The sequence below is a fragment of the Ralstonia sp. Ralssp110 genome, from assembly GCF_047325135.1.
Taxonomy (GTDB): Bacteria; Pseudomonadota; Gammaproteobacteria; order Burkholderiales; family Burkholderiaceae; genus Ralstonia; species Ralstonia mojiangensis.
Map to the genome: position 1 here is coordinate 2,112,342 of NZ_CP168610.1, position 18,977 is coordinate 2,131,318.

18 protein-coding genes are annotated in these 18,977 nt (G+C 62.0%); 1 reads left to right on the plus strand and 17 read right to left on the minus strand.

What is annotated here, in order from left to right; translation table 11 throughout:
- Nucleotides 1-278: 278 nt before the first annotated feature.
- The 17 genes from ACEN9T_RS18780 to ndk all read right to left on the minus strand — a co-directional run bounded on the left by ACEN9T_RS18780 (nucleotide 279) and on the right by ndk (nucleotide 17,835).
- A complete protein-coding gene (locus ACEN9T_RS18780) occupies nucleotides 279-851 on the minus strand; it encodes a phosphoribosyltransferase (RefSeq protein WP_092971449.1) in 573 nt (190 codons plus the stop codon).
- A 116-nt stretch (nucleotides 852-967) separates the two neighbouring features.
- Complete coding sequence (locus ACEN9T_RS18785) at nucleotides 968-2,308, minus strand: adenylosuccinate synthase (protein ID WP_413706739.1); 1,341 nt, start codon at nucleotides 2,306-2,308, stop codon at nucleotides 968-970.
- 95 nt (nucleotides 2,309-2,403) lie between these two features.
- On the minus strand, nucleotides 2,404-3,567 hold the full coding sequence (locus tag ACEN9T_RS18790) for an ATP phosphoribosyltransferase regulatory subunit (protein WP_092971451.1): 1,164 nt from the start codon (nucleotides 3,565-3,567) through the stop codon (nucleotides 2,404-2,406).
- Between the two features lie 58 nt (nucleotides 3,568-3,625).
- Entirely contained in the window at nucleotides 3,626-3,826 is a 201-nt protein-coding gene (locus ACEN9T_RS18795) for a DUF2065 domain-containing protein (protein WP_092971452.1), read from the minus strand.
- 76 nt (nucleotides 3,827-3,902) lie between these two features.
- A complete protein-coding gene (gene hflC / locus ACEN9T_RS18800) occupies nucleotides 3,903-4,817 on the minus strand; it encodes a protease modulator HflC (protein WP_092971453.1) in 915 nt (304 codons plus the stop codon).
- A gap of 12 nt (nucleotides 4,818-4,829) precedes the next feature.
- Entirely contained in the window at nucleotides 4,830-6,206 is a 1,377-nt protein-coding gene (hflK, locus tag ACEN9T_RS18805) for an FtsH protease activity modulator HflK (protein WP_092971454.1), read from the minus strand.
- Between the two features lie 55 nt (nucleotides 6,207-6,261).
- Nucleotides 6,262-7,515, minus strand: coding sequence for a GTPase HflX (gene hflX / locus ACEN9T_RS18810; protein ID WP_413706740.1), 1,254 nt, complete (start codon nucleotides 7,513-7,515; stop codon nucleotides 6,262-6,264).
- Between the two features lie 73 nt (nucleotides 7,516-7,588).
- Nucleotides 7,589-7,828 carry an RNA chaperone Hfq gene (gene hfq, locus ACEN9T_RS18815; protein ID WP_004626316.1) on the minus strand — a complete coding sequence of 80 codons (240 nt, stop codon included), beginning with the start codon at nucleotides 7,826-7,828 and terminating at the stop codon, nucleotides 7,589-7,591.
- A 297-nt stretch (nucleotides 7,829-8,125) separates the two neighbouring features.
- Nucleotides 8,126-9,469 (minus strand): ribosome biogenesis GTPase Der, encoded by a 1,344-nt coding sequence (gene der / locus ACEN9T_RS18820; protein WP_413706741.1) that lies wholly within the window; start codon nucleotides 9,467-9,469, stop codon nucleotides 8,126-8,128.
- A 195-nt stretch (nucleotides 9,470-9,664) separates the two neighbouring features.
- On the minus strand, nucleotides 9,665-10,843 hold the full coding sequence (bamB, locus tag ACEN9T_RS18825; RefSeq protein ID WP_092971456.1) for an outer membrane protein assembly factor BamB: 1,179 nt from the start codon (nucleotides 10,841-10,843) through the stop codon (nucleotides 9,665-9,667).
- Nucleotides 10,844-10,891: 48 nt separating this feature from the next.
- A complete protein-coding gene (locus ACEN9T_RS18830; RefSeq protein WP_092971457.1) occupies nucleotides 10,892-11,527 on the minus strand; it encodes a YfgM family protein in 636 nt (211 codons plus the stop codon).
- Between the two features lie 63 nt (nucleotides 11,528-11,590).
- Nucleotides 11,591-12,913: a histidine--tRNA ligase gene (gene hisS / locus ACEN9T_RS18835; RefSeq protein ID WP_413706742.1), complete on the minus strand. Its 1,323-nt coding sequence runs from the start codon at nucleotides 12,911-12,913 to the stop codon at nucleotides 11,591-11,593.
- Between the two features lie 96 nt (nucleotides 12,914-13,009).
- Nucleotides 13,010-14,296 carry a flavodoxin-dependent (E)-4-hydroxy-3-methylbut-2-enyl-diphosphate synthase gene (gene ispG / locus ACEN9T_RS18840; RefSeq protein WP_413706743.1) on the minus strand — a complete coding sequence of 429 codons (1,287 nt, stop codon included), beginning with the start codon at nucleotides 14,294-14,296 and terminating at the stop codon, nucleotides 13,010-13,012.
- 49 nt (nucleotides 14,297-14,345) lie between these two features.
- Nucleotides 14,346-15,428 carry a helix-turn-helix domain-containing protein gene (locus tag ACEN9T_RS18845; protein WP_413706744.1) on the minus strand — a complete coding sequence of 361 codons (1,083 nt, stop codon included), beginning with the start codon at nucleotides 15,426-15,428 and terminating at the stop codon, nucleotides 14,346-14,348.
- A complete protein-coding gene (gene pilW, locus ACEN9T_RS18850; protein WP_092971461.1) occupies nucleotides 15,421-16,218 on the minus strand; it encodes a type IV pilus biogenesis/stability protein PilW in 798 nt (265 codons plus the stop codon). The genes ACEN9T_RS18845 and pilW overlap by 8 nt, the downstream gene beginning before the upstream one ends.
- Nucleotides 16,215-17,366, minus strand: coding sequence for a 23S rRNA (adenine(2503)-C(2))-methyltransferase RlmN (rlmN, locus tag ACEN9T_RS18855; protein ID WP_092971462.1), 1,152 nt, complete (start codon nucleotides 17,364-17,366; stop codon nucleotides 16,215-16,217). The genes pilW and rlmN overlap by 4 nt, the downstream gene beginning before the upstream one ends.
- A gap of 43 nt (nucleotides 17,367-17,409) precedes the next feature.
- Entirely contained in the window at nucleotides 17,410-17,835 is a 426-nt protein-coding gene (gene ndk, locus ACEN9T_RS18860) for a nucleoside-diphosphate kinase (RefSeq protein WP_045204261.1), read from the minus strand.
- Between the two features lie 368 nt (nucleotides 17,836-18,203).
- Here ndk and ACEN9T_RS18865 point away from each other — a divergent pair, with 368 nt between their 5' ends.
- Nucleotides 18,204-18,905, plus strand: a complete 702-nt coding sequence (locus ACEN9T_RS18865; RefSeq protein ID WP_252692736.1) for a Bax inhibitor-1/YccA family protein — start codon at nucleotides 18,204-18,206, stop codon at nucleotides 18,903-18,905.
- Nucleotides 18,906-18,977: the final 72 nt, after the last annotated feature.

Below are 18,977 nucleotides of genomic sequence, written 5' to 3' on the forward strand. Positions count from 1 at the left end.
GCGACGTGCATTGTGTCTTGGCTCTCGCGCCAGGGCCGAGGCCGGGGCTCCGGTCTCACCGCCCAAACGCTGGGTGGGCTCGAAGCCCGGCGCATCCATAAAGACACACCACGCTTCGATCAACCGCGCAGCTCGCATTGGCTAATTCCTGCAAAGCCAATCCGTACGCGGGTTTCGGGCCAATGTTGCAGCCCGTGACAGCAGGTTACCGAAGTGGCACGCACGACGCAAGCCGCACACGCCACTCCATTCACACCTCGACGCGATCGACCAACGCCTTAAACGCTCGGCACTTCACCGTTGCCGGCCGAACGTGACTTGCCGCGCTTGATCCACGCCGCCAAGTTATGCGGGCGCAGCGTATCGTATTCCTCGAATGGCTGATGGATCCAGGGGTTGGTTGGCAGGAACTGAACAGCATAGTCAGGCTTGATCTTCGAGCACCCCTTGTGCCACAGCACAGCGGTACGCACGTCGGTCACGGCCGGATAGCGCTCTTTCAGGTGACGCCCAACGCGCTCCAGCGTGATGCCCGAATCCACCAGATCATCCACCAACAGCACGCGGCCCGACAACTCGCCGCGGGTCATCGTGATGTATTGCGCGATGTCGAGATCGCCCTGCTGCGTGCCAGCGGCTTCGCGATAGCTGCTGGTCGCTAGGATGGCCAACGGCAGATCGTAGATGCGCGAAAGCTGATCGCCAACACGCAAGCCGCCGCGCGCCAAGCACAGAATCTTGTCAAACTTCCAGCCCGACTCGTGCACGACGAGCGCCAAGCGCTCAATCAGGCCGTGGTAGTCATCCCACGACACCCACAGATGCGAGTCGTCGTTGATCGGCTGGTTCATGGTGTACCTCGTCGTATCGTGAATGCGGCGCGAGTGGCCGCTATCGTGTTCTATGAAAAACGGCGCTCCATGCAAATTCGCCCGGCGAATCACCGGGCGAATTTGCGAGCAGCGCATCAGTCCTTGTAGGGGTGGCGCAGCAGGATGGTCTCGTCGCGATCAGGGCCGGTCGAGATCATAGCGATCGGAATACCAGCCACTTCTTCGACGCGCTTCAGATAAGCCTGAGCGGTCTCGGGCAGCGCATCCCACTCCTTCAGACCGAAGGTCGAGGTGTTCCAGCCGGGGAATTCTTCGTAGATCGGCTGGCAACGCGCCACGGCATCGGAGCCACGCGGCAGGATGTCGATTTCCTTGCCATCAAGCATGTAGCCGACGCACAGCTTGAGGGTTTCCAAGCCATCCAGCACATCGAGCTTGGTCATGCAGAGGCCCGACACGCCGTTGATCTGGATCGCACGACGCAGAGCGGCGGCGTCCAGCCAGCCCGTGCGACGCGGCCGCCCCGTAACCGAGCCGAATTCCTTGCCGACATTGGCCAAGCGCACGCCGATCGGATCTTGGCGCGCCGGGTTGTCCGCGTCGTACAGCTCGCTCGGGAACGGGCCCGAGCCCACGCGCGTGCAATACGCTTTGGTGATGCCAAGGATGTAATGCAGTTGACCCGGGCCGACGCCAGCACCCGCGGCGGCATTGCCTGCCACGCAGTTGCTCGACGTGACGAACGGATAAGTACCGTGGTCGATATCGAGCAACGTGCCCTGTGCGCCTTCGAACATCAAATTCCTGCCGGCTGCGTTGGCGGCAAACAGTTCGGCCGACACATCCGTCACCATCGGAGCAATGCGGCCTGCATACGACAGCATCTCGTCCAGGGTTTGCTGGAAGTCCAGCGCCGGGTGATTCAGGTACTGCGTCAGAACAAAGTTGTGGAAGTCCAGATTTTCGCGCAGACGCTCGGCAAAGTATGCCGGGTCGAACAGGTCCTGCACGCGCAGCCCGCGGCGGGCCACCTTGTCTTCGTATGCCGGGCCGATACCGCGACCGGTGGTGCCGATCTTGGCGGCGCCGCGCTTGGCTTCGCGCGCCTTGTCGATGGCCACGTGGTACGGCAGGATCAGATTGGTTGCTTCCGAAATGCGCAGGCGGTTCTGCACCTGCACGCCGGCCGATTCCAACTCGTCGATTTCTTTGAACAGCGCCTCAGGCGAGAGCACGACACCGTTGCCGATGTAACACGCGACGCCATCGCGCATGATGCCCGACGGGATCAGACGCAGAATCGTCTTCTTGCCGCCGATGATGAGGGTATGGCCTGCGTTATGTCCGCCCTGGAAACGAACCACGCCTTGCGCATGATCGGTCAGCCAATCGACGATTTTCCCTTTACCTTCGTCACCCCACTGGGTGCCGATGACGACGACATTGCGTCCTTGGCTCACTGCTGGTGCGGACATGTTGAATTTGCAGATGGGTTAAAAACGTATTCTACCCTTGTTGCCAGGGCCTTCCCTGAAATTACCGGGTATTTACACAACGTTATGCAACAACCTCAGACCGAAGCGTTGCGGGGCTTGACGATCCAGCGACCGCCCTCTTCGACGAGTTGCCTGTCGTAGGCAAACTCCTCCAGATCTTCCGGGTGGCCCGGCAGCGACTGGATGACAATTTCGCCCGCGGCGCGCAGCGCGGCAATCGCTTCGCGCAGCTTGGCATCACCAGACCACGGCGCGTGGATGGCAGCGGCGCGCGCTTCCACCGGCGAAATGCCGGCGACCTCGCGCAGGTCCAGCGAAAAACCGGTCGCCGGGCGAGCACGGCCGAAAGCCTCTCCGACCTTGTCATACCGGCCGCCACGCGCCACGGCATTCGGCACACCGGCCACATAGGCAGTGAACATCACACCACTGTGGTAGTGGTAGCCGCGCAGGTCGGCCAAATCGATGTTGACGGTTGCACCGCCTGCGCGCTCGGCCAACGTAGCCAAATCGTCCAGCGCACGCCCGATGGCGGGCAGCGCGGGCAACTGCTTACGCGCACGGTCCAGCACATCGACACCGCCGTACAGTGCCGGCAACAGGTTGATGGCGTCGCGCTGTGTCGGCGGCAAGTCGCCCGTAATAGCACGCAAAGCGGGGACATCTTTGGCGGCGAGCGCCGTGAAGAGGTCATCCTGAATGCGGACGGCAACTGGCGATTGCTCCAGCAACGCCGCGACCACCCCAACGTGGCAAAGGTCCAGGCGCACATCCGCTAGACCAGCGGCCGACAGCGCGGCGAGCATTAACTCCTGAATTTCCAGATCGGCTTCCAGGCCGGCATGGCCATAGATCTCGGCCCCAATCTGCAGCGGCTCACGCGTGACGTGAAATCCACTCGGGCGTGTATGCAATACCGATCCCGCATAGCATAGACGCGTCACGCCAGCACGGTTCAGCAAGTGCGCATCGATACGGGCGACTTGCGGCGTGATGTCCGCGCGCAGACCGATGGTGCGGCCCGAAAGTTGGTCGACCAGCTTGAACGTCTTCAGGTCCAGATCGTGACCGGTGCCCGAGAGCAGCGACTCGATGTATTCCAGCATCGGGGGCATGACCAGTTCGTAGCCGTAAGTGCGGAACAGGTCGAGCATGCGGCGGCGCAACTCTTCAATCTTGCGCGCCTCAGAAGGCAGCACATCAGCAATGGATTCAGGTAGCAGCCAATTGGTCGGCATGGCGGTCTCGCTCGGGAGTCTTGGTACGGCAGAAATTCGTAAAAACGCAGGAAGTGGGCTAGCGATGCAACAACCGCAGAAGGATCAGCCCGATCGCCATCGACACCAGACCAATCACGCGAAGCTTCTCGTCCGGCAGCTCGATCAAGGTCTGGAAGGCGCGTCGCCAAGCCCGCGGCGCCACGAACGGCAGGATGCCCTCGAATACGAGCACCAGCGCGCACGCTGCCAGCAAAACGGTGGGGAGTGACTCTTCCATGGGATGCGGTTGGCGAACGAACAAAACCCCGGCAAGCCGGGGTTTGTCCGCCTCAAATGATCAGCGACGCATTGTACTAGCGATGGCGCCCCGTCTGGGCAGCCGGCGCTGGCGTCGAGCTGCCGCCGTTCGGGCTGCGCATGTATTTGAAGAAATCGCTGTTCGGCTGCAGCACCATCACGTCCTTCCGATCACGGAACGACGCGCGATACGCCTCCATCGAGCGCCAGAATGCGGCGAACTGCGGATCGCGGCCGAACGCATCGGCGTAAATGTCCGCGGCACGGGCATCGCCTTCACCTTTGATCTTCTGCGCATCGCGGTAGGCATCCGCCAGGACGACTTCGCGCTGACGATCGGCATCGGCACGGATTTTTTCGCCCTCTGCAGCACCGGTCGAACGCAGCTCGTTGGCCACGCGCTTGCGCTCGGCTTCCATGCGGCGATAGACCGATTCGGTCACACTAGCCAGCAAGTCCACCCGCTTCAGGCGTACATCGATAATGTCTACGCCGACAGACTTGCCGTACTCCTGCACGCCTTTGAGGATGCTCTGCATCACGGCTTCACGATCCGTCGAGACCACGTCAGAAACGGTGCGGCGCGCAAACTCATCGCGAGCGATGGAGTTGATCTTCTGCGTCATGCTGTCTTGCGCGAGACGGTTATCGCCCTTGAAGCTCACGTAGAACAGACGCGGGTCAGATACACGCCACTTTACAAACCAGTCGACCAGCAAGTTCTTCTTCTCTGCTGTGATGAAGCGATCAGCGCCGGCCACATCGATGGTCTGCAGGCGCTTATCCATGAACACCACGTTCTGCAGCGGCGGCGGGAGCTTGAAGTGCAGGCCCGGTTCTTTGATGACCTGCTTGATCTCACCAAAGGCGAACACCACGGCGTACTGCCGCTGGTCCACCACGAACACCACCGACGAAAACACCGCCAGGGCAATGACCAGCGCCACGAAGGCAGAAATCAGACGATTCATAGTGCCCTCCTGTTAGCGCGAATCGCGGTCACGGTTGCGCAGTGCTTCGCGCGAACGCGAGTCTGCGTCATTGGCCGGTGACGGATTGGAGGGAGTCGGCACGCCCTGCGCCGAACCGCTGTCCTGAGGCGACGCACCAGGCGCGACAGCGGGACGCGATGTATCGCCCTGCGTCTGCGCGATCAGCTTGTCCAGCGGCAAATACAACAGGCTGCCGTTGCTCTGGTCGACCATCACCTTAGTTGAGTTGGCGTAAATGTCCTGCATGGTTTCCAGATAGATACGGTCGCGCGTGACCTGCGGCGCCTTCGCGTATTCACGCTGCACCGAGGCAAAGCGGGCCGCATCGCCTTCCGCACGTGCGATGACTCGCGCCTTGTAGCCCTGCGCCTCTTCACCCAGACGTGCGGCCGTACCCTTGGCGCGCGGCACCACGTCGTTGGCATAAGCCTGGCCTTCGGAGATAGCACGCTCGCGGTCCTGGCCCGCCTTGGTCACGTCGTCGAACGCGGCCTGGACCTGCTCGGGTGGCTGCACGCTCTGTACGTTGACGCTAAGGATTCGGATGCCGGTCTTATATGCCGACAAGATGCGTTGAATCGACTCGGCCAGGTTGCGGCCAACGGCATCGCGCCCTTCGTACAACACCGCGTCCATCTTGTTGCGGCCGACGATCTCGCGCACCGACGTCTCGGCCGCCTGCGTCACCAGTTCTTCATCGCCGCCGCGGTCCGTACGGTTGTAGAACAGGTAGTCGACCGGGTTGGCAATGTTGTATTGAACCGAGAACCGTACGTCGACGATGTTCTCGTCTTGCGTGAGCATCGACGAGTCTTTCAGGTTCGTGTCCTTGATCTGGGTAGTCCGACCGATTTCAAGCGTGCGCACACCCGACAGGTTCACGATCTCGTGCGATTCGATCGGATACGGCAGGCGCCAGTTGATACCCGGCGTTGCCAGATACTTGAAGCGGCCGAACTGTAGGATCACGCCCGTCTGGCCTTCCTGCACGATGAAGAAGCCACTGGCCAGCCACAGGCCGACGAGCACCGCCAGCAGCACGCCGACGCCCAGGCCCGAACCACCGCGGCCGTTACCCGGACGCAGCGGCGTGGGGCCGTCGTTACCGTTACCGCTGTCCTTGCGACCGAACAGGTTGTTCAGACGGCGATTGAAGTCGCGCCACAACTCGTCGAGGTCCGGGGGGCCATCCTGGGGCGGTTTGCTTTGACGTTTCGGTTCGTCTTTGTCTTCGCGCTCGGCGTTGTTGTCATCGCCGCGACCCCAGCGCGGATCGTTCAGCGAAAGCAGCACACGCAAGCGGTGCCACAAACCTCGCGCGTGACGCGGCGAGGCCATGGAAGAAGACTGGGTCGAAATCTCGGGCATGAGCGGTCGGGCTTGTCCTGATTGTCTGACTGCGAAGGAGTAACGGGGCATTCTATCAGCCCTCTTCGTCACCTTTGGCTGAAGAACCGCTGTTCGGCAAGCTTTGCGACAGTTCGTCACGGTGCGCCGGCAGCGAATCACGGCGGGTATCGAAGCGCGGATCGAAATCGCCGTCATGCGGCGCGGGGTGCTCACGCAGGCGGATTGCCGTCTCAACCAGCACCTCCCGCAATAAATCGAGCCCGGTACCTTCGATGGCAGAAACGAACACACGCCTTACGGCGCCGGTTTCGTCGCGCTCAATGCGAGGGCCAGCCGCACGCAGCTCCTCCGCCGCGTCGATCTTGTTCATCACAAGAATCTGCGGGATACCGCTGGCGTTGATTTCATCTAGCACGCGATCGACCTGCTCCATCTGCTCATGCTTGACGGTGCTGGCGGCGTCCACCACATGCAGCAGCACGTCGGCGTGGACGGTCTCTTCCAGCGTGGCGCGGAAAGCCGCCACCAGTTGCGTCGGCAAATCGCGGATGAAGCCGACAGTATCCGACAACACCACATTGCCCAGCCCTTCCAGGTACAGCCGGCGGGAGGTCGTATCCAGCGTGGCGAACAATTGGTTGGCCGCGTACGCGCGTGCCTTGGTCAGCGCATTGAACAGCGTCGATTTGCCGGCGTTGGTGTAGCCGACCAGGGAGACAGAAAACGCGTCGTTGCGGCTGCGCGAACGGCGCTGTGTGTCATGCTGACGTTGCAGTTTGTCCAACTCGGACGACAGCCGCTTGGCGCGTTCGTCCAGCATCCGGCGATCCAGTTCGAGCTGACGCTCGCCCGGGCCGCCGCGCAGGCCCACGCCGCCCTTCTGGCGCTCCAAATGGCTCCACGCCCGCACGAGACGTGCTGCCTGATATCGCACGCGCGCAAGTTCCACCTGCACCTTGCCGACGTGGCTTTGGGCGCGCTGGCTGAAAATATCGAGGATGAGGCCGGTCCGGTCCACCACGTGGCGCCCGAAAAAACGCTCGAGGTTACGCTGCTGAGCAGGACTCAGCGCGTGGTTGAAGATGACGATTTCCGCGTCTTCCTCGTCTGCGGCAATCCTCACCTCTTCCGCCTTGCCCGCGCCGATGAATAGCGCTGCATCAGGCCGGGAACGCTTGCCCGTAACCGAGCGCACAGGTTCAGAGCCGGCTGTGGAGGCTAGCAGTGCCAGTTCACTCAGACTTTCCTGGAAATCATGTTTGCCAAAATCGACGGCGACCAAAATAGCGCGCGTCGGCTCCGAGCTGGAGGTGGGATGGGATGCCAAACGGGAAATAGAGAAGGGAGAAACGGGGGTGGGTGCGTCCCGCCGCGCGGACGGCGGCGGGAGCGAGGCAGAATCAGGCGTCAGGCGCTTCGTCCACGCGGAAATTCACGGCACGGGCCGGCACCACGGTGGAGATCGCATGCTTGTACACCATCTGCGTCACGGTGTTACGCAGGAGCACGACGTATTGGTCGAACGACTCGATGTTGCCTTGCAGCTTGATACCGTTGACGAGGTAGATCGACACCGGCACATGCTCCTTACGCAGCGCATTCAGAAACGGGTCTTGTAGCAATTGCCCTTTGTTGCTCATGGCACACTCCAGATTTATAGGTTTAGTGATGGGTTATGGGGCTAGGAAGCCCGGGTTCAAGCAGGCGACGCAAAAAAAGTTCGTCAAAAGAGTCGGCCAGACGCGTCCAAATGACGCCAATGGCGCCTGGGTTTGCAGACTCCAAGCGCCATGTCTCGAGAATTTAGCCTTAGAAATCAGGGAAAGCAAACGGAAAACCGATGACCCCGCCATATGAAATGGCTCGGCCATTTTGGTGATCCCCCGTTCGAATGCCCCCGCGTCACACGCCCCCGTTGTCGAGCACCGCCCATACGCTCAATCGTTCGATTGAGCGTACGGGTTTTTGTTCGTACGAAATTCGATCCGAAGCGGCGTGCCTTTCAGTTGGAAGGCCTCGCGGAAACGCCCCTCCAGGAAACGGCGATAGGTCTCGGGGATATTCGACAGCGCGTTGCCGTGAATCACCACAATCGGCGGGTTGGAACCGCCCTGGTGCGCGTAGCGCAGCTTCGGGCGCGAGACGCCGGCACGACGCGGCTGCTGATACTCAACTGCCTCCATCAGCACGCGCGTGAGCTTGGGTGTCGGCAGCTTGACCATGGCAGCTGCGTAAGCGGCGTCCACAGACTTCATCAGCGCACCAATGCCCGTGCGCTCCTTGGCCGAGATGTAATGCACGTTGGCAAACGACAGGAACTGCAGCTTGCGCTCCATATCGTGCTTGATCCGATCACGAGCATGGCCGGTCAGACCATCCCACTTGTTCACGCCGATCACCAGCGCGCGCCCAGACTCGACGATGAACCCGGCGATATGTGCATCCTGATCGGAAATGTCCTGCTGCGCGTCGAGGATCAGCACAACCACGTTGGCATCTGCAATGGACTGCAGCGTCTTCACCACCGAGAACTTCTCGATCGCCTCGAACACCTTGCCACGCTTGCGCAAGCCGGCCGTATCGATGAGCGTGTAAGGCTTGCCGTTACGCGCGAAATCCACATAGATGGCGTCGCGCGTGGTGCCCGGCATATCGAACGCGATCACACGCTCTTCGCCAATCAGCGCGTTCACGAGCGTCGACTTGCCTACGTTCGGGCGGCCAACGATGGCGATACGGGTGCCATGGTTGTGCGCGTCGGCTGCCTCGGCAAGCTCAGGGCGCTCGGCAAAGGCCAGATCCAGCGCCTCGGCCACAAGGTCGTTGACCCCATCGCCGTGCGCGGCCGAGATGGCGGCCGGGTCGCCCAGACCAAGCTCATAGAAATCGCTGGCGACGGCGGTGTAGCGCATGCCTTCGGCCTTATTGACGGCCAGGAGGATGCGGCGCCCGGTTTTGCGCAGGTAGTCGGCAATCACACGATCCTGCGGCGCCAAGCCCAGACGACCATCGACAATGAAGATCACGACATCGGCCTCGACCACGGCCTGGCGCGTCTGCTTCGCCATCTCCGCAACGATGCCGTCCTTGGCGACGGGTTCGAAGCCGCCCGTATCGATGGCAATGAACGGACGGTCGCCCACGCGGCCTTCGCCGTAGTGGCGATCGCGCGTCAGGCCAGGGATATCCGCGACCAACGCGTCACGCGAGCGCGTCAGACGGTTGAAGAGGGTCGATTTGCCGACATTCGGCCGCCCTACGAGGGCAATGACTGGTTTCATGCTTGTGTGCCGCACGCGAAAGGCGCCACGGCAAATTCTGAGTGTTGCAACTGCGGTTGGCATCTGCACGGCTGAATGCCTGACGACACAGATGCAAGACGCCCGCGGGGTACGCGGGCGCAAGTTCAAAGCGGCGAGGCCGCCCCGATGTGATGCGTGTACCGCCGCAGCCCATCCGGGCCGAGGCGGCCGATGTTATTTCGGCAGATAGCCGTAAACGCCGCCACCGCGGGTTTGCACGACCAGCGTCTGGCCAACCACTACGGGTGCTGCGCCAATGGCACTGCTGTCGGTTTTCACGCGGGCGACGAACTTGCCGTCGTCACGTGATAGGAAGTGCAGCCAACCTTCGGAATCGCCCACGATGACCGCACGGCCAAACGCCAGCGGCGTACCGAGGTCGCGCCACAGCAGTGCGTCGTTCTTCCAGAGATCGGCACCGTTTTGTGCGTTAAAACCGTGGACCACCGACTTCTCGTCCGCCGCGAACAGCCCGTCATCATCCTGCGTCACACCGGTCGGCGACGAGAAATCACGACCCCAGCGCGGAGCGCCGGTGCTCAGATCAAAACAAGCCACGCGCCCCTGGAAGCTGGCCGCACAGACTTGCGAACCGTTGATCGACGGTGCACCGGTCACATCGTTCAGGCGCTCGATTTCCGATACACCACGCGGATACGACACGGCAGCTTCCCAGCGCAACGCGCCATTGCTGGCCGACAGCGCACCGAGTTTGCCACCGGCAAAACCGAGGACGATGTTATCGCCGGCGAAAATCATCGGCAGACTGCTACGCAGGTTCAGTGCCGACGGAGAACGCTGATAAATCCACTTGCGTTCACCGTTGCTGGGGTCCAGACCCAGGACGCGGCCATCAGTCGTGCGAACGATCACCAATCCCTGGCCCACCAGCGGCGCTGTCAGAACTTCACCGTTGACGGCGATCTTCCACTTCTGCGCGCCCTTTTCGTCGAACGCGATGACCGCGCCCTTCTCACCTGCCACCGCCGTCAGCGTGCCGTCGCTGCCTGGGCCGGAGGTGAGGTCCACGTCCGCCTTGCCTTGCCAGACTGCCCGACCGGTGGCGCCATCCAGGGCGGTCACGGTACCGCCGGCAGCCGACACGTAGACATTGTTGCCTGCCACCGCTGGCTGCATCACGTAGCGGCCGCTCTTGCCGACGCTCACGCTCCACACCTGGCGCACGGCCAGCACCTGCTGAACGTCCTTCAGCTTGGCCGGCTCATGCTTGTTCTTGCTGCTGAACAGCGAGCAACCGCCGAGGACAGCCGTCGCTGCCAGTGCCAGCACTGCCACGCGTGCCGCCTGTGCAACACCGCGCGCGACACCACCCTGCTCAAGTGCGTGAATCATGAAATCGGGATCCTTTTGTTATGCGTTGAATTGCACCGGGTGCGCCAATCAGGCGCCGCCCAGGGCATCCAGCTTGAACTGCACGATCTGGCGCGCGGAAGCGTCGGCCGGACCAAACTTTTCCAGCGCCAACTTGTAGGCAGCACGGGCGTCTTCGTTCTTGTTCTGCGCGGCCAACAGGTCACCGCGACGATCGGCGTACAGCCCGGCGAACGCCGGCGCAACGTCGCCGGAGACTAGCGCGATGCCCTGATCGTAGGCTTTCTCGTCGAGCAGAAGGCCAGCCAGGCGCAGCTTGGCGAGCGCCTTGTATTCATCGTCGCGCGCATGATCAACCGTCCATTGCAACTGCGCCTTGGCGCCGGTCGCATCGTTGGCCTCGTACAGCGCCTTGGCCGCGGCCAGCGCGGTCATTTGCGCGTAGGCCGTGCCGCCAAACTTGTCTTCCATGTCAGTCGCGGCGCGCTTGATCTTCTCAGCGTCCTTGCCATCAACGGCCTTCTGCACCTGTTCGTACAGCACGGACGCTTCGCCGGCCTGCTTGCGCTGCCAGTTTTTCCAGCCAAACCAGCCGGCCACAGCCAGCAGCACCACGATGGCGATCCACGTGATCACGTTGCCGTTATCACGCCACCAGTGCTTGAGACTCTCTATTTGTTCCTGTTCTTCGAGATCGTAGGCCATGCTTTGCAGAGCTTGATATTGGATGTGGGTCGCGGTGGTTCGCTGCCGAACGCACTGGCGCGGTTAATCGTTGTTGGCCACCATGGCATCGATCAGGCGGTCGACCAGCTGATCCGACGGCACGGTCTGCTGGGCATCCGCGGTCGGATCACCACGCAGCGGCTTGATCTGCGCAACACCTTGGGTGACTTCATCGTCGCCAATGATAACCGCATAGGATGCGCCACTAGCGTCAGCGCGCTTGAACTGCGACTTGAAGCTACCGTTGCGGCCTTCCGGCGAGGCATGCAGGATGACGTCGAGGCCGGCGTCGCGCAGTCGCTCTGCCGCAATCAGCGCCTGCACCTGCGCCTCATCGCCCTGGTGGACGATGTAGACGTCACAGCCTTGCGCTTCGGGCTCGAGCTTTTCCTCGCGCAACAGTTCGATGATGCGTTCGACGCCCATCGCCCAGCCGCACGCGGGGGCAGGCTTGCCGCCAATCCGCTCGATCAGCGGGTCGTAGCGGCCGCCGCCGGCCACGGTGCCCTGCGCGCCCAGCTTGTCCGTCGTCCATTCGAAGACGGTCAGGTTGTAGTAATCCAGCCCCCGCACCAGACGCGGGTTGATGGTGAACGGAATGTTGTTCGCCTTGAGCAGCTTCTGCACACCTTCAAAGTGCGCGCGCGATTCGTCGCCCAGGTAGTCGATCAGCTTGGGGGCACCTGCGGCCATGTCCTGCAGCGCCGGGTTCTTTGTGTCAAGCACGCGCAGCGGGTTGGTGTATAGGCGGCGCTTGCCGTCCTCATCGAGGATGTCTTGGAAGCCTTCCAGATATTTGATGAGGTCGGCGCGGTGCGCAGCGCGCTCTTCCGCCTGACCGAGCGAGTTCAGCTCCAGCTTCAGGCCGACCAGGCCGAGATCGTCCCACAGGCGCTGGCACATCAGGATGACTTCTGCGTCGATGTCCGGGCCGGCAAAGCCCAGTGCTTCCACGCCCACCTGATGGAACTGGCGGTAACGGCCGCGCTGCGGGCGCTCGTGGCGGAACATCGGGCCGGTGTACCACAGGCGCTTCGGGCCGTCGTACAGCAGGTTGTGCTCGATCACGGCGCGCACGGCGGCAGCGGTGCCTTCCGGGCGCATGGTCAGCTGTTCGCCGTTCAATGCGTCGGTGAAGGTGTACATCTCCTTCTCGACAATGTCCGTCACCTCGCCGATGCCACGCACAAACAATTGCGTCTGCTCGACGATCGGCGTGCGGATCTGCTGGTAGCCATAGGCGCGCAGCATGCTGCGCACGGCGTTATCGAAGTGCTCCCACAGCGGGGCGTCACTGGGCAGCAGATCGTTCATGCCTTTGACGCCGGCGATCTTCTGCACGCGTTGTTTTTGTGTATCGCTCATGATGTCACGTTGAAAGCCTGCGTCTCGCATCTACCTGAATGCGGGACCGACCGGTCGTTTCTTGCTCTGGCTTCGGGCTTCGAAGCCTGTGCCGCATTAGACCGTCGCCGGGGTCTGTGCGCCGTAATGCGTGCGCACGTACTCGTCGACGATCGTCTGGAATTCTTCTGTGATGCGCTCGCCGCGCAGCGTTTTCACCTTCACGCCGTCAACGAACACCGGCGCCGCCGGCGACTCGCCCGTGCCTGGCAGTGAAATGCCGATGTTGGCGTGCTTGCTCTCACCGGGGCCATTGACGATGCAGCCCATCACGGCCACGTTCATCTCTTCGACACCGGGGTACTGCTTTTTCCACGTCGGCATCTGCTCGCGCAGGTACGACTGGATGCGTGCCGCCAGCTCCTGGAACACCGTACTGGTCGTGCGCCCGCAACCCGGACACGCAATCACCATGGGCGTGAAATTGCGCAGGCCCATGGTCTGCAGAATCTCTTGCGCGACGATGACTTCCTTCTCGCGGGGCGCACCCGGTTCCGGCGTGAGCGAAATGCGGATCGTGTCGCCAATGCCTTCCTGCAACAGCACCGACAACGCCGCCGTGGAAGCGACGATGCCCTTGCTACCCATACCGGCCTCGGTCAGGCCGAGGTGCAGCGCGTAATTGCAGCGGCGCGCCAGCTCGCGGTACACGGCAATCAGATCCTGCACGGCGGAGACCTTGCACGACAGGATGACCTGGCTGCCTGGCAAGCCCAGCTCTTCGGCCTTTTGCGCGGACTGGATCGCCGAGGTAATCAGCGCCTCGACCATCACAGCGCGCGCATCCCATGGAGTTGCACGCTGCGCGTTCTCGTCCATGATGCGCGCAAGCAGATCCTGATCGAGGCTGCCCCAGTTCACGCCGATACGCACCGGCTTATCGTAGCGGCAGGCGATCTCGATCATCTGCGCGAACTGCGTGTCGCGCTTGGCACCCTGCCCGACGTTGCCCGGGTTGATGCGGTACTTGGACAACGCCTGCGCACACTCCGGATAGTCCTGCAGCAGCTTGTGGCCGTTGTAGTGAAAATCGCCCACCAGCGGCACATCCACACCCATGCGGTCAAGCTGCTCGCGGATGGCCGGCACCGCGGCGGCAGCGGCCGGCGTATCCACCGTGATGCGCACCAACTCAGAGCCTGCACGCGCGAGCTCCTTTACCTGGATTGCGGTACCGATGGCGTCCGACGTATCGGTATTCGTCATCGATTGCACACAGACCGGCGCGTCTCCGCCGACATGCACCACGCGGTCGCCCCAGCGGATTTCGGCCGCGCGGGAGTTCCGGCGCGGCAATGGGCCCACCAAGGCTGGAGCGCAATCGAGAGGCGTGGTGATTTCCATGATCAGACAAGACGTACCGCCCGCAGGCGTCACGCCATTACAAAACGGTTCAGGGCAACGTGGCCCGTGCCACGCGATTGCGGGCGTACTTCTGGAGATCGACGGTGGCACCGCCCACGGCCAGCGACTCAACGGCTTCCGCATTGCCGAAGACGACCTTGAAGGGCGGCGTACCGGTCAGATCGCGTGCGTCACCTTCCTTGGAAATGCCACTGGCAAGCGTCTTCCCAGTCTTGTCCTTGATCTCGTACCAGGACGAACCGGAGAAGCGTATCGAGACCGAGCCACCGCCCGATTCAGCCGGCTTGGCGGTTTCTGTCGGCAGCGCAGCGACCGGAGCGTCGACATTAATCACAGCCGGCTTGGCACCCGCAACTGCTACAGCAGGCGCCGGCGCAGCGCCATTGTCCGAACGCGGCAGCGTGGGCGGCGGAGCCAGCGGCGCAGTCACCACACCGGAGGCCGGAGCGGCCGGCGTAACGGGCGTCAACGGTGTCGGCATCGAAGCAGCCGGCGTTTCTGCGGGCGCCTGCTCAACCGCTGGAGCCACTTGCGCGGGGGCGGCTTGCTCCACCGCCGGTGCTTCCTTCGCGGTGGAGTCGGTGTTTTGCGTAGCCGCAGTTTGCGTGGCGAACCACTGCTTGAGACGGTCCATACCGGCCAGCGCGCCAGCCGCCACAAGCACCGCAACCAGCACGCCGATCAGCCAGCGGCCACTGCCACTCCGACGCTTGGCAAAGCTCGGTTTGTCGGAGAACGATTCACCCAGCCCACCCTCAGGACGCAAGCCGATGTTGGTGACCGGCGCACGCGCGTTCAAACGCGCAAGCTGATCATCTACATTGACCTGCAGCGCGCGTGCATAGGCACGAATGAGCCCCTTGGTAAACGTCATGTCGGGCAATGCTCCGACATCTGCCGATTCCACCGCCAACAACTTGCCCGGCGCCACTTTCAATCGCGTGGCTAGATCGTCGACCGTCAGACGCTGATGCTCACGGCTGCCGCGCAGGCGTTCGGCAATCTCGCGCAGCGCTTCGTCGCGCTCCGGCGACGCGGCCGCAGGCGGATTCGAGGCAGGCACCGTCCCATGAGAGAAGTCGGCAGCGCTTGCCACGTCGCGATCAGTCATCCCAGGCTCCTCGTTCGAATGCCGCCTCTTCGGGCGCATTGGGGAAGCGACGCTGCAATTGCGCGCTCCATGCGTTCTGCTGCGAAGTGTCGCCAAGGCGGCGCGCGATGCGAGCGCCCAGCCACAGGCTTTCTGCCGTCGCATTGCCACGGCCATTCACACGTTCGATAAACGGCATGGCACGCGCATATTCGCGGCGTTTGTAGTAAAGCTGCGCCAACGTGAGGTTGGTCAGCAGATTGTTTGCGTCGATGTACGTGGCGCGCGTCAGACTCTTCTCCGCGCCGTCCAGATCGCCCTGACGCATCTGGCAGACGCCAAGGTTCGTCCACGGTTTGGCGGGGCTGCCGGCGGCGGGCGCCTCGATGGCCTGGCGCAACATCGCCATGCCTTGATCTGGCTTGCCTCCTTGCGAGCACAGGAACCAGCCGTAGTTGTTCAGCAGGTCACCATCTTGCGGTGTTGCGGCCAGAGCGCTGCGGAAACTCTCGTCAGCCTGTTCGCGTTGACCGAGATTCATATAAGCCAGCGCACGGATGTGATACGCGTTCGGGACATTCGGATCGATCGCGATGGCGTTCTTGATTTCCTCTAACGCTGTCGCACTCTGGCCGGCTTCCAAATACTGCGTCGCAAGTTGCAATCGGATCGCGGCGCGACGGCCGGCGTCAGCCTTTTGATCGGGTACGGTCGTGACTTCTCGTGTCTGTGTCTGGACCGGCGGCGACAATGCGCACCCGGCGGCTGCCAGCGTGAAGACCAGACTGACAGCTGTCGACCAACGCTTCATGCGGTACCCATGCGGTGAGTTGAGTCGGCCCCGACCACGGGGATCTCGACGATCTTGCCGAACTTGCCGCGCTCGGCCAAGCGCGTACGGTCTTTGACCTCGCCAGCGAGCTGGCCGCAGGCCGCATCGATATCGTCGCCCCGCGTCTTGCGGATGGTCGTGACAATACCGGCGTCCAGCAACACTTGTGAGAAGCGGCGGATCTGCTCATTGTTCGAGCGCTTCAACCCCGATTCCGGGAACGGGTTGAACGGGATCAGATTGAACTTGCACGGCACGTCGGCCACGACGCGCAGCAGTTCACGGGCGTGCTCGACGGTATCGTTGACCCCATCGAGCATGCAGTATTCAAAGGTGATGAAATCGCGCGGCGCGAATTCAAGATAGCGGCGACAGGCAGCCATCAGTTCGGCCAGCGGATACTTCTTGTTGAGCGGCACGAGCACGTCGCGCAGCGCATCGTTGGACGCATGCAGCGACACAGCAAGCGCCACGGGCACATCGCGCGCAAGGCGGTCCATCATAGGAACCACGCCGGAGGTAGATACCGTTACGCGCCGGCGCGAAAGGCCATACGCGTTGTCATCCAGCATCAAAGCCAGCGCCGGCACCACGGCGTCGTAGTTCAGCAGTGGCTCGCCCATGCCCATCATCACCACGTTGGTGATGACGCGGTCGTCCTTGGGGCCGCGACCGAGCTGCTTGCGCATGGCGAACTCGGCCATCCACAGCTGACCGATGATCTCGCCAGTGCTGAGATTGCGGGAGAAACCCTGCTTGCCGGTTGAACAGAACCGGCAGTTGACGGCACATCCCGCCTGAGACGATACGCACAACGTGCCACGGGTCTCTTCGGGGATGTAGACCGTCTCGACGGCATTGCCCTGCCCCACGTCGACCAGCCACTTACGCGTGCCGTCCGACGAGAGGTGATCGGTAATGACCGCCGGTGCCTGGATGTTGGCGCGGGTCGCGAGCTTTTCGCGCAGCGACTTGGCGAGATCGGTCATCTCGCCAAAGTCGGACGCACCCGACTGGTGAATCCAGCGCTGCAACTGCTTGGCGCGAAACGACTTCTCGCCCAGGCTCTCGCAGTACGCGAGAAGACCCTGTGCGTCGAAATCGAGAAGATTCACCACATCGCTCATGACTTGCAACCCAAAACTACCAATTCCAGTCTAGTGTTGACGCTTAGCGGCTGTAAATGTTCAAGCCCGGGAAGAAGAAAGCGACTTCCACAGCAGCCGTTTCAGCAGCGTCCGAACCGTGCACGGCGTTGGCGTCGATGCTGTCGGCGAAGTCGGCGCGGATCGTGCCCTTCTCAGCCTTCTTCGGATCGGTTGCACCCATCAGGTCACGGTTCTTGGCGATTGCGTTTTCGCCTTCCAGCGCCTGCACCATCACGGGGCCCGAGATCATGAAGTCCACCAGATCCTTGAAGAACGGGCGCTCCTTGTGCACGGCGTAGAACTGCTCAGCTTCTGCGCGCGACAGATGGATCATCTTGGCCGCGACGACCTTCAGGCCTGCGCCTTCGAAGCGGGCGTAGATCTGGCCGATAACATTCTTGGCCACGGCATCCGGTTTGATAATCGACAAAGTGCGTTCGAGCGCCATCAAAAACTCCAAAAAATGAAGGTGTTACGTGAAAGATAAACGTTAGATTCTAACACGGGAGGAAGCCAGATTGGATGTCAAGCGGTGCAACCCGATGCCGCGCATGTCGGGAGAGAAAAGAGGCGCAGCGATCACTTCACCCTGAACAGACTGGCTTTCGATGAACGCGCCTTAGCATCCCCTTATTGGGCGCACGAAAAGTCACCTGCGAACGGTGTTTTCCGCCGCGATTGCCCGCCACCAACCGGAACCGCATGGCATGCTGACCCTCCAAGTAAGGACGATGCGGCTTGCAAAAGCCGGCTTCGGATGCCACATTCGCTGTGTCGTCGCATTGTCTGCAATGTCATTCACCCCAAGGAGTTCGCATGGACAACCAACTCAACACGTACGGTTTTGGCGCTTCCGGCACCGCCGGCGCGTTGGCGGTCCGCAACCGCGTGCTGCGCAATACCTATTGGCTGCTCGCGCTTTCCATGATCCCCACCATCCTCGGTGCCTGGATCGGTGTCGCTACCGGCTTCAACCTGATGGGACGCAACCCGCTGATGGGTTTCGTCATCTTCATGGCAGTGGCCTTTGGCTTCTTCTACGCCATTGAGCGCTTCAAGAACAGTGGAGTCGGCGTGGCGCTGCTGCTCGGCTTCACGTTCTTCATGGGGCTCATGCTGTCGCGACTGATCGGTATGATCCTGGGTTTCTCGAACGGGGCGTCGCTCATCATGACGGCGTTCGGCGGCACGGCGATCATCTTCGGTGTGATGGCGACGGTGGCCACAGTCAGCAAGCGCGATTTCTCCGGCCTGGGCAAATGGCTGTTCATGGGCGTGCTGGTGCTGATCGTTGGCTCAGTGGCCAATATCTGGCTGCAGCTGCCGGCGATGATGCTGACGATTTCGGTGCTGGCCATCGCGATCTTCTCTGCCTACATTCTGTTCGACGTGCAGCGCATCGTGAACGGTGGCGAGACCAACTACGTGACCGCCACTCTGGCGATCTACTTGGACGTCTACAACATCTTCACGAACCTGCTGGCGATCCTGGGGATCTTCGGCGGCAACCGCAACTAAGCTTCATCGCTGCGGCTAATGAAATAAAAAACCGGCGCCGAGTGCGCCGGTTTTCTTTTGCACGCAAGACTA

Coding starts and splice junctions, on each gene's coding strand:
- ACEN9T_RS18780 (WP_092971449.1), bottom strand. CDS start 851: ATGAACCAGCCGATCAACGACGACTCGCATCTGTGGGTGTCGTGGGAT.
- ACEN9T_RS18785 (WP_413706739.1), bottom strand. CDS start 2,308: ATGTCCGCACCAGCAGTGAGCCAAGGACGCAATGTCGTCGTCATCGGC.
- ACEN9T_RS18790 (WP_092971451.1), bottom strand. CDS start 3,567: ATGCCGACCAATTGGCTGCTACCTGAATCCATTGCTGATGTGCTGCCT.
- ACEN9T_RS18795 (WP_092971452.1), bottom strand. CDS start 3,826: ATGGAAGAGTCACTCCCCACCGTTTTGCTGGCAGCGTGCGCGCTGGTG.
- hflC (WP_092971453.1), bottom strand. CDS start 4,817: ATGAATCGTCTGATTTCTGCCTTCGTGGCGCTGGTCATTGCCCTGGCG.
- hflK (WP_092971454.1), bottom strand. CDS start 6,206: ATGCCCGAGATTTCGACCCAGTCTTCTTCCATGGCCTCGCCGCGTCAC.
- hfq (WP_004626316.1), bottom strand. CDS start 7,828: ATGAGCAACAAAGGGCAATTGCTACAAGACCCGTTTCTGAATGCGCTG.
- der (WP_413706741.1), bottom strand. CDS start 9,469: ATGAAACCAGTCATTGCCCTCGTAGGGCGGCCGAATGTCGGCAAATCG.
- bamB (WP_092971456.1), bottom strand. CDS start 10,843: ATGATTCACGCACTTGAGCAGGGTGGTGTCGCGCGCGGTGTTGCACAG.
- ACEN9T_RS18830 (WP_092971457.1), bottom strand. CDS start 11,527: ATGGCCTACGATCTCGAAGAACAGGAACAAATAGAGAGTCTCAAGCAC.
- hisS (WP_413706742.1), bottom strand. CDS start 12,913: ATGAGCGATACACAAAAACAACGCGTGCAGAAGATCGCCGGCGTCAAA.
- ispG (WP_413706743.1), bottom strand. CDS start 14,296: ATGGAAATCACCACGCCTCTCGATTGCGCTCCAGCCTTGGTGGGCCCA.
- ACEN9T_RS18845 (WP_413706744.1), bottom strand. CDS start 15,428: ATGACTGATCGCGACGTGGCAAGCGCTGCCGACTTCTCTCATGGGACG.
- pilW (WP_092971461.1), bottom strand. CDS start 16,218: ATGAAGCGTTGGTCGACAGCTGTCAGTCTGGTCTTCACGCTGGCAGCC.
- rlmN (WP_092971462.1), bottom strand. CDS start 17,366: ATGAGCGATGTGGTGAATCTTCTCGATTTCGACGCACAGGGTCTTCTC.
- ndk (WP_045204261.1), bottom strand. CDS start 17,835: ATGGCGCTCGAACGCACTTTGTCGATTATCAAACCGGATGCCGTGGCC.
- ACEN9T_RS18865 (WP_252692736.1), top strand. CDS start 18,204: ATGGACAACCAACTCAACACGTACGGTTTTGGCGCTTCCGGCACCGCC.